This is a genomic window from Pseudobutyrivibrio sp. (genome assembly GCF_015057185.1).
Lineage (GTDB): Bacteria > Bacillota > Clostridia > Lachnospirales > Lachnospiraceae > Pseudobutyrivibrio.
This window is the reverse complement of the sequence record NZ_SVEV01000010.1, coordinates 84,167-93,856: the sequence shown is the minus strand read 5'-3', so window position 1 is coordinate 93,856 and position 9,690 is coordinate 84,167. Positions and strand designations below refer to the sequence as shown.

Genomic DNA, 9,690 nt, shown 5'->3' with positions numbered 1-9,690 from the left:
CCTGAAAAATATCTCGAGTATCTTCTCGAGAGTCGTCCGAGTGCTGGTTCGTCAGACGAGGAACTAGAGCAGTTAGCCCCATGGAGCGAAGCTACTCAGGAAGCATGCGCTATATAAAATGGAGTAAAATGCTCCATATGTTGAATGTCTGGCATCCGAAAGGATGCCTTTATTCATACCCTACGGGGTAATACTAAGCGCTTACAAATAATAAATGGGTCACGGTGTATACTATGAAAAAAATGAGAATACTTTATATATTACATGAGTCAGTTTTTGGGGGCGCTACAAAATCTTTTTTAGATTTTATAGATTATGCATTGTCATTTATTAATCCAATTATTGTAATACCTAGTGAAGGCCCTGTTACTGATATATTGAAGAAAAAAGGATATAAAGTATTTGTTATACCGTTTTTGAAAGATTTCATACCTCTTAATGAAAACGGAAATGTAAAGCTTTTGATGAATGATAATATACAAGCTGCAAAAAAGATAGTTAGAATTATAGCAAAAGAGAAAATTGAACTAATACATACTAATTCAAGTGTGGCCAATGTTGGAGCATTAGCCTCATGTTATGCAAACATTCCTCACGTTTGGCATTTTAGAGAATTGGTAGAAAGGCAGTTTGACTATAAATACTATGACAATTCAATAAAAAAAAGAATAGTTGATTGTTCAGATTTGGTTATAGCTATTTCGGAATGTGTTAGGAAAGAGATAGATAATAGATTTCAGTTGAAATCTTCACAACTATATAATGCGGTTACAATAGAAAGTGAACATCTTAACACTATCGAGGAGAGGATGTTAAATGAATTTATTTTTATAGGATATATATCTAAAAACAAGGGACAATGTGACGCAGTTAGAGCAGTTAATGAGTTAGTTTCAAATGGGGTAGATGTAAAGGTATATTTAGTTGGAGCAGGAAATTATAGATCTCAGTGGGCTATTAATAAGTATATAAAATATAAAGGATTGAATAATAATATTATAATCATAGGTTTTACTGAAAATCTTCAAGCCTTAAGAAATAGATGTAGGTTTGCGATAATTGGTTCAGAATATGAAGCGTTGGGAAGAGTTACCATAGAAGCAATGCTTTCTGGAAATATACCAATTGGTGTGAATAGTGCTGGGACAAAGGAGATAATAGGAGAACATCAAGAGAATGGTTATTTATATGAGTTTGGGGATTATATTCAGCTTGCTAGAATAATGAAGAATCTAACATCTATGAGTTTAAGTGAATATAAAAAAGTGTCACATGAGAATTATTGTTATGCTAGAAAAAAGTTTTCAGTAGAAAACTATACAAAACAATTAATAGATTTATATAGCTATGTAGTTACTCATAAGGAAAACAAAGTGGAACAAAAGAGGCAACTAGTAAAGTATTTATATAACTATAGTAATATTGATTGTGTGTCAAGCAATGTTGAAGCAAATGGAAAGAATGATGTAATGGAGGCTGGTAATAAAGATTTTAAAGAAAATGTTTTGTCTTATTTAAATAGGCAGAAAGTTCATTACGTAGCCATCTATGGTATGTCTAAATTTGGTTGTGACTTATATGACGTATTAGAGGAACATGGGTATGAAATAACTAATATTTTTGATAAGCAGCCCGATATAATGGAATCATTATTACCATACATACATTTATCTGATGAATTGGATGAAAAAACGGAAGTGATTATTGTTACTCTTAAAAATGAGGAAGACAAGGTAATATCAGAATTGAGAAATTACTATAGTGTTCCAATAATTGGAAGGAGTATTTTGCAAAAAGACATACATATATAATAATGGAGAAAGGAATATATGGGAATGGGGAGAAAAAAAAGAGTTGCAGTTTCGATTATAGTACCAGTATTAAATGCCATTGATTATATAGATGAATGTTTAGAGAGTGCTTTAAATCAGACATTGGGGGATATAGAAATAATATGTGTAGATGCAGGATCGGATGATGGAACGTACGAAAGAATAGAATATTATAAAGAAAATGATAATCGAATAGTATTGATAAAAAGCAATTATAAAAGCTATGGATATCAAATGAACTTGGGTATTCATAGTGCTAGAGGAGAGTACATTGGACTTATCGAGGCAGATGATTATGTAGACTGTAATATGTTTTTTAGATTATATGAAGTCGCAAATGAAAAAAAGTTGGATGTAGTTAAGTCAGATAATATGATATTTTATGGAGATAAGAATAATCGTACATTCATACAAGGATATGTATTACAACCCTCAGATCGTGACTTGTATAGTATAGTAACTAATTATACAAAAGATTTTAGAATAATGTATAGTAATGTGACCACCTGGTCAGGAATATATAACAGAGATTTTCTCTTGCAAAACGATATTATGCATAATGAGACTCCAGGAGCAGCCTTTCAAGATAATGGTTTTTGGTTACAAGTTATGATATATGCAAAGCGTATATTTTTTTTAAATGAAGCATATTACAATTTGCGCAGAGATAATGAAAAATCGTCAGTTTTTAGTAAGGAAAAGACAGAGTGCTTGCATAAAGAGTTTAAATATATGCGAAATTGTATAATTAAAAGGGGCGTTGATAAAGAAAAATTGCTGCAATTTTTGTGGGAATATCGATTTAAAAAGAGAAACTTTGACATAGGCAAAAGTAAATATGAGGATCGAAAATATCTTATCAAATTAATTGCATCAGAAATGAAAGAAGCAATTTTACGTGGAGAATTAGTTAAAACAAATGAAAATGAAATACTATATAATGAAATACTATTCTTAAGTGAATATCCAGAACGTTTTTTTGAAGAAAATTATTTATTAAACGAAGTAATCGTAGACCGAATAAAAGGAGCAAGCAAAGTATACATATATGGAGCCGGATTGATTGCGCAGAATTCATTTATTTTATTAAATGGTATTAATCGAATGGATGAAAAATTTATGGGGTTTGTGGTTTCTGATACAAAGGTCAATCCACCTTATTATAACAATAAAAAAGTATGGTCAATTGATAGTTTGATGAAGGATGATTTAGTTATAATTGGCGTATCCGAGAAATATATAAATGATGTAAAGAAGAGCTTAGAAGAAAGAAATATTGCCAACTATGTAGAGTATAACATATTAATAAAGAAATAATTATATTAAATGACTAGAGTAAAACAAATATATAGTAGTAACAGTAGCTACAAGCTATTTAGTAAACGGTTTACCGTTTGCTATTCTACTCTAAATTTGTATACTTTAATCATGCATATTTAATTCACACAGCACGGAGACAATAATGTTAAAGAAAAATATACCATTAGGAATACAGAGTTTTGAGAAAATCAGAACAGATGGGTATTTATACATTGATAAAACAGAATATGTATACAAGCTAGTCCACTCAGGTATACCTTATTTTTTAAGTAGACCACGTAGATTCGGAAAGAGTTTGTTGGTTTCAACACTAATGGCTTATTGGCAAGGCAAGAAAGAATTATTCAGTGGTTTGGCAATAGAGTATCTTGAAGCAAATAATGAAGATGCTTGGCAAGAATACCCAGTTTTCTATTTTGATTTCAATAAGGATTCATATGCCAGAGAGAATGCATTAGAAGATGTATTAAATGAGCACCTAATAAAATGGGAGCAGCAGTATGGTCTCGACAAAGGTGAGGCTTCCTTACCAGAACGTTTTAGACATATCATAGAAAAAGCTGTTAATAGCACCGGCAAAAATGTAGTTGTTCTTGTGGACGAATACGACAAACCATTACTTGATGTTATCGATGATAATGAAAAAGAAGAACATAACAAGGAATTATTCAAAGGCTTTTTTAGCACTTTGAAAAGCTACGATAGCTATATAAAATTCGTATTTTTTACTGGTGTAACAAAGTTTAGTAAGGTTAGTATTTTTAGCGATCTTAATCAACTTACAGATATTTCAATTAACAAGGAATTTGCTGCAATATGCGGCATAACTGATGAGGAAATAGATAAATATCTTAGTCAGAATATTGACTTAATATCTAGTGAATTAGGATTATCTCCTGCAGAATGTAGAACAAAATTAAAGACTATGTATGATGGATATCATTTCCATTATGATTCTCCTGATATCTATAATCCATATAGTTTATTATGTGCTATTAATAATATGGAATTTGAACCATATTGGTTTAGTACCGGAACACCTACATTCCTTATAGATAAAATTCGTGCTGAGGATTTCAATGTAAAATTAATTACAGAAGGAAAACTCTATGCAGAGAGATATGCTTTGATGGAGTACAAGGCTGATGATGTTAATTTGATTCCATTATTGTATCAAACAGGATATTTAACAATCAAAGGATACGATAAAGAGATTAACGCTCTCAAGTTAGATTACCCAAATGATGAAGTAAAATATAGTTTTCTGAAAAGCTTAGCTCCAATGTTCATGAAGAATAGTGAGGGAATATCGCCTCTTGAAATTAGAGCTTTTTTAAATGATTTGAATAACAATGATTTGGAAAGTATTAGACATAGATTCGAAGCATTATTCGAAAGTTTACCATATCCTACAGACAAGGATATTAGATTAGTAGAGCAGAATTTCCAAAACGTAATCTATATCGTATTTGCGTTACTGGGGCAGTTTGTAAAAGCAGAAGCACATAGCGCAAATGGCCGTGCCGACTGCATTGTCCAGACTGGTACTAACATATATGTGTTTGAGTTCAAATTAGATAAATCTGCTAAAGATGCTATAAATCAAGTAGAGGAAAACAGATATCTAATTCCATATGCAGCAGATCAAAGAGAAAAAACAATAATTGGAGTGAAATTTTCATCAGAGATTAGAAACATTAGTGAGTGGGAAATAAAAAGCTTAAACGGGGGACACTAATATATGGGGAATACTGAGCCACTGGTTTCGGTTATTATGCCTGTTTACAATGGTCAAAAGTATGTAGAAAATGCTATAGAGTCTGTGATAAAGCAATCTTATAGAAACTTTGAGTTGATATGCGTTGATGACGGGTCTACAGATTCCACATATAGCATTTTGGAGAAGTGTGCTCATAATTATTCACAAATTAAATTGATACGACAGCATAACATGAGACAAACTGCCGCTAGAATAAATGGTCTAGAAATAGCTAGCGGAAACTATGCTGCGTTTATAGATGCAGATGATTGGTGGGAAGAGTCTTTTCTCAAGAACTATATGGACGCAATGCTAAAAAAAGATGCCGATATAGTCATTGGGGGATGTTGGATTGATAATGAAAATAATCATGAAAAAAAATTAAATAATATTGAAGATGGCTGTTATGATACAGAAGAATTATTAAAATCCTTTTATGCTAGAATGCTGCATTACAAAGGATTTTATACTTTTGGCATCCTGCCCTACATGTGTACAAAAGTTTTTAAGAAAGAATTAATCTTGGAAGCATTGAAACAGGTCGATAAAAGAGTATTCGACGGTGAAGATGTAGCTGCTTGTATGGGATGCATGACTATGTGTAGCAAAATAGTCGTAATATCAGATACCTCATATCATTATGTACAAGTAAGTGAATCAATGACAAAACAAAAAGGGAATGACTTTTATGAAAATGTTTCACTACTATATCTGAATATGAAGTCTATATTTCAGAAAAGTACATATCATGAATTTTTATTACCTCAGCTAGATCAGTATATGAGATATATGATTTGGATGAAGGCTCCTTATGCGTTTCAAAATAATAATATAGTACGGTTCCCATTTGAAAAAATTCCACGATATTCCGACATAGTTTTATATGGAGCAGGGAAAATAGGAAAAGAATATTATAAACAATTAGTAGATAGTAAATATGCAAACAATATTTTATGGTGTGACAAGAATCCATCCAATAAAGAAATTAGTTTGCCTGAAATGATATTTAAAGAAAAATACGATTATATAGTTGTAGCTATAAAAGATGAAAATGTAATTGCAGAGGTAGTTGATTATTTGTGTGCTAATGGGGTGGATAAAGAAAGAATTATTTACTAGCAATATTAAGGGGAAATTAATATGCCAAAAGTAAGTGTTATAATGCCGGTTTACAATGCTGAAAAGTATGTATTAAAAGCAATCAATTCTATTTTAAATCAAACTTTTCAGGATTTTGAATTAATCATAATAGATGATTGTGGAACAGATAATTCCATGAACATAGTAAAAGACATTGATGATTCAAGGATTCGAGTGTTATCTAATGATAAAAATTATGGCATTTCATATTCTAGAAATAAGGGGATTCGAAATGCTACTGGTGAGTATATTGCCCTTATGGATGATGATGATATTGCTGTTGTTACTAGGCTACAGCAAGAAGTTGACTTTTTGGATGCTAACAGAGATATAGATGCAGTAGGTGGAATCCATGATGTGATAGATGAAAATGATGAAATCATAGAAAAAAGAACATTATGTTTAAATAATCCGCTATATATAAAAGCAAGGCTTTTATTCTATGATGTTCTAGGCAATGGAACAATGATGTTTAGAAAAAGTTTTGTTGATAATAATGGTATTTACTACAAGGAAAACTGTATGGGGATGGAGGACTATTTATTCTGGATAGAGTTTTCAGAGAAGGGACGAATTTCTAACATTAAAGATGTCTTACTACAGTGGAGACTGCATAGTGAAAATTGTACAACACAAAGTATTTCTTCTCGTTCTGAAAAGTACGATGAAATTAGAAGAAGGGCTTTTGAAGTTAATGGCGTCACATTAAAAGACGAATCTCTAGCATTCTTATTCAGGATGTTGCCAGAGAAAATTGATGAGTATAGACCAAATGAAGCGGAACTTCATAAGTTATATCTGATTTTTAATGAGTTAATAAACAATGCTTTTGAGGCTGATGTTAAGAATAAAATTGAAATTGCCCAGGCATGTAGAAGAATGTACCATTTAAAGTATTTATATGCAGATATGTGGAAATATTAAATGAGGAAATATCTATGTTACAGAGTCTACTAATTGATGAATCAAATGATAATAGCTTATTCAATATGAATTCAGTAGGCGTTTTTGTGCATTTATATTATGAAACACAAATAGATTACTATATTTCTTTTTTAAGGAATATTCCAGAGAACATTGATATTTATATCTCTACAACAAGTATAGAAAAGGCAAATATTATAGAGCAGCATATTTCTTCCTTGCCCAATATAAAAAAAGTTATTATTGGGGAAAATAGGGGGAGAGATATTGCTGCTTTATTAGTTACATTTAAAGTATATATAGAAAAATATGACATTATTTGTTTTGTACATGATAAGAAAATGAATGAAGAAGAACGAGATTTCTTAGCGATGTTTAGAGAGTGCATGTGGGATAATCTTCTTCATTCAAAAGGACATATCAATGAAATTCTTCGTAGGTTTGAATTAAATAAGAAATTAGGTATTCTATTGCCACCTGTATTAGTGGGAGACTATGCTCATCCATGGTACGGAACAGATTGGAATGAATATAAACAATATATTATAGGAGTTGCAAATTTAATTGGTCTTTCTACAGAGCTGACAGAAGAACCTGTATCTTATGGAACCACTTTTTGGGCTAGAACAGAGGCATTATCTAGGCTATTTAACTATGAGTGGAGTTATGAATGCTTTGAAAAAGAGCCAATAGAAAAAGGAAAACTGTTACTTACACATGGAGTGGAACGAATTCTTTATGATGTGGTAAAAAGTGCTGGATTTGAGGGCTATAACGTTTTTTCTAAGCATTATATTATGAAACATTTAAATGTTTTGCAGAATTCGGCACTTAAAATGGGCTCATTTATAAATCAGTATCATGGAATAACGGATGATGCTAAGTTGAATAGTTTTAAACATAAGATAAATGAGCTCAAAAATTGGTGTGATAGAAATGTGTATATTTGGGGAGCAGGGCATTATGGTGGAAAATGTTATGAAAGATTGATTAGTTTGGGAATAAACATAGAAGGTTTTCTGCTATCACAAAAGTCCGCCAATGAGATTCTAGGAAAAAAAATATATGAGTTAGATGAATTAAAATCTAATGATATTTGTGTATTAATTGCAATAAAAGATGAGGCGGCAATCAAAGAAATAGAAACGAGACTTAAGGAAAAGGGCGTAAGTAAAATTAAAGTATTTAGAGGAAATCTATAATGGTAATTATCGATCCCAACAAAAATAATTATATTTATGGGGCAGGAAAATATGCCAATAATTTTTATTGGCTAATGTCAAAATTAAATAAGGCAGAACTCATAAAAGGCTTTGTAGTTACCAAGAAAGATAATAAGAATACAAGTAATGTATATGAGTTGAGCGATATAGAACTAGATACTGATAATACAAGTTTCTATTTGGCTGTATCCGACAAATATAGAAAAGAAATCTGTGAAAATCTATATAGTCGAGGTTGGACAAACGATAACGTTATATTTATTGATAACAAGTATCTAATGGGAACGGAGGATGCTATTAGAGAAATCTGTAATGAAATACCCATAGATAATAATAGAATTTTATTCAATAGCTTTGACGGAGAGGGATATGGATGTAATTGTAAATATATTGCCGAATATATAAGGATTCATATGCCAAAAATGAAAATGGGTTGGTGTATTAAAAATATAGATGATAATAGTTTGCCTAATGAAATAACACCTATCCAAGTTAATACAAAAGAATTCTATTATGAGAAGTATACTGCCGGAACAATAGTATCTAACACAACTTTTGATAACTTTGTAAATAAGAGAGAGGGGCAGATATATATATGTTCTTGGCATGGTATGGGACCATCAAAAAAAGTTGGATTAGACGCAAAAAATGTAGAAGACTATGATGCTTTAAGGACACGTTTAAACAAAATATTTGGTGTTGTTGATATAGCAGTTGCTGGATCAGATTTCTGTGATAAGGTATACAGAGAATCACATCTGTATAGAGGCGAGATTCTACATGTAGGATATCCTAGAAATGATATTTTTTTTGCAGATAATATTTTAGAGATAAAGAATAAAGTAAAAAGAAAATACCATATTAGTGAAAATCAAAAGATAGTGCTATATGCTCCAACGTTTAGGCATTATTTGATACATGGGGACCCTGAAATAATGACAAGTGTATATGACTTGGATGCGGAAAGAGTAATATCAGCTCTTAAAGAGAGTTTTTCGTTTGAGTATGTATTCATGTATAGAATGCATAACATCATATCAAATAGTAAATCTATAAAAAATAAATATCGTAACTATATTGATGCCACTGATTACCCAGATATGCAAGAATTGCTTGTTGCAGCAGATGTCCTAATTAGTGATTGGTCCTCATGTATGTGGGATTTTTCATTGCAAGGCAAACCTATTTTCCAGTTTTATAATGATTTAGAAAAAACTGAAAATGATGTAGGCTTTTACGTCTCTCCGGAATTGTATCCATATCCAAAGGGGCATAACACCAATGAATTATGCGAAGCAATAGAGAATTTTGATGAAAAAATATATAAAAAACGAGTAGAAAAATGGCTTTCGGAATATGGTTCTTATGATATAGGTGAAGCCGCAAAAAAGGTTGCAGAATTGATATATAATTCGAAAGAATGAAAGATTTGAACCTGACATTATGAGCATTGTAGATGAAGTGCAGGGTATGTTTTAATACAATCAGAAAG

The 9,690-nt window shown here is 31.2% G+C and carries 7 protein-coding genes; all 7 read left to right on the top strand.

The window, feature by feature from the left end:
- Positions 1–233 precede the first annotated feature (233 nt).
- The 7 genes from E7276_RS05700 to E7276_RS05670 all read left to right on the top strand — a co-directional run bounded on the left by E7276_RS05700 (position 234) and on the right by E7276_RS05670 (position 9,622).
- The gene (locus E7276_RS05700; RefSeq protein WP_294214836.1) at positions 234–1,811 is read left to right on the top strand and encodes a glycosyltransferase family 4 protein; all 1,578 of its coding nucleotides are present in this window, start codon (positions 234–236) and stop codon (positions 1,809–1,811) included.
- An 18-nt stretch (positions 1,812–1,829) separates the two neighbouring features.
- The gene (locus tag E7276_RS05695; protein WP_294214833.1) at positions 1,830–3,149 is read left to right on the top strand and encodes a glycosyltransferase family 2 protein; all 1,320 of its coding nucleotides are present in this window, start codon (positions 1,830–1,832) and stop codon (positions 3,147–3,149) included.
- Between the two features lie 145 nt (positions 3,150–3,294).
- Positions 3,295–4,890 (top strand): ATP-binding protein, encoded by a 1,596-nt coding sequence (locus E7276_RS05690; protein WP_294214830.1) that lies wholly within the window; start codon positions 3,295–3,297, stop codon positions 4,888–4,890.
- A gap of 3 nt (positions 4,891–4,893) precedes the next feature.
- Positions 4,894–6,030, top strand: coding sequence for a glycosyltransferase family 2 protein (locus tag E7276_RS05685; RefSeq protein WP_294214827.1), 1,137 nt, complete (start codon positions 4,894–4,896; stop codon positions 6,028–6,030).
- Positions 6,031–6,051: 21 nt separating this feature from the next.
- Complete coding sequence (locus E7276_RS05680) at positions 6,052–6,975, top strand: glycosyltransferase family 2 protein (RefSeq protein WP_294214825.1); 924 nt, start codon at positions 6,052–6,054, stop codon at positions 6,973–6,975.
- Between the two features lie 14 nt (positions 6,976–6,989).
- On the top strand, positions 6,990–8,177 hold the full coding sequence (locus tag E7276_RS05675) for a rhamnan synthesis F family protein (protein WP_294214823.1): 1,188 nt from the start codon (positions 6,990–6,992) through the stop codon (positions 8,175–8,177).
- On the top strand, positions 8,177–9,622 hold the full coding sequence (locus E7276_RS05670) for a CDP-glycerol glycerophosphotransferase family protein (RefSeq protein WP_294214821.1): 1,446 nt from the start codon (positions 8,177–8,179) through the stop codon (positions 9,620–9,622). The genes E7276_RS05675 and E7276_RS05670 overlap by 1 nt, the downstream gene beginning before the upstream one ends.
- The last annotated feature ends 68 nt before the right edge of the window (positions 9,623–9,690 follow it).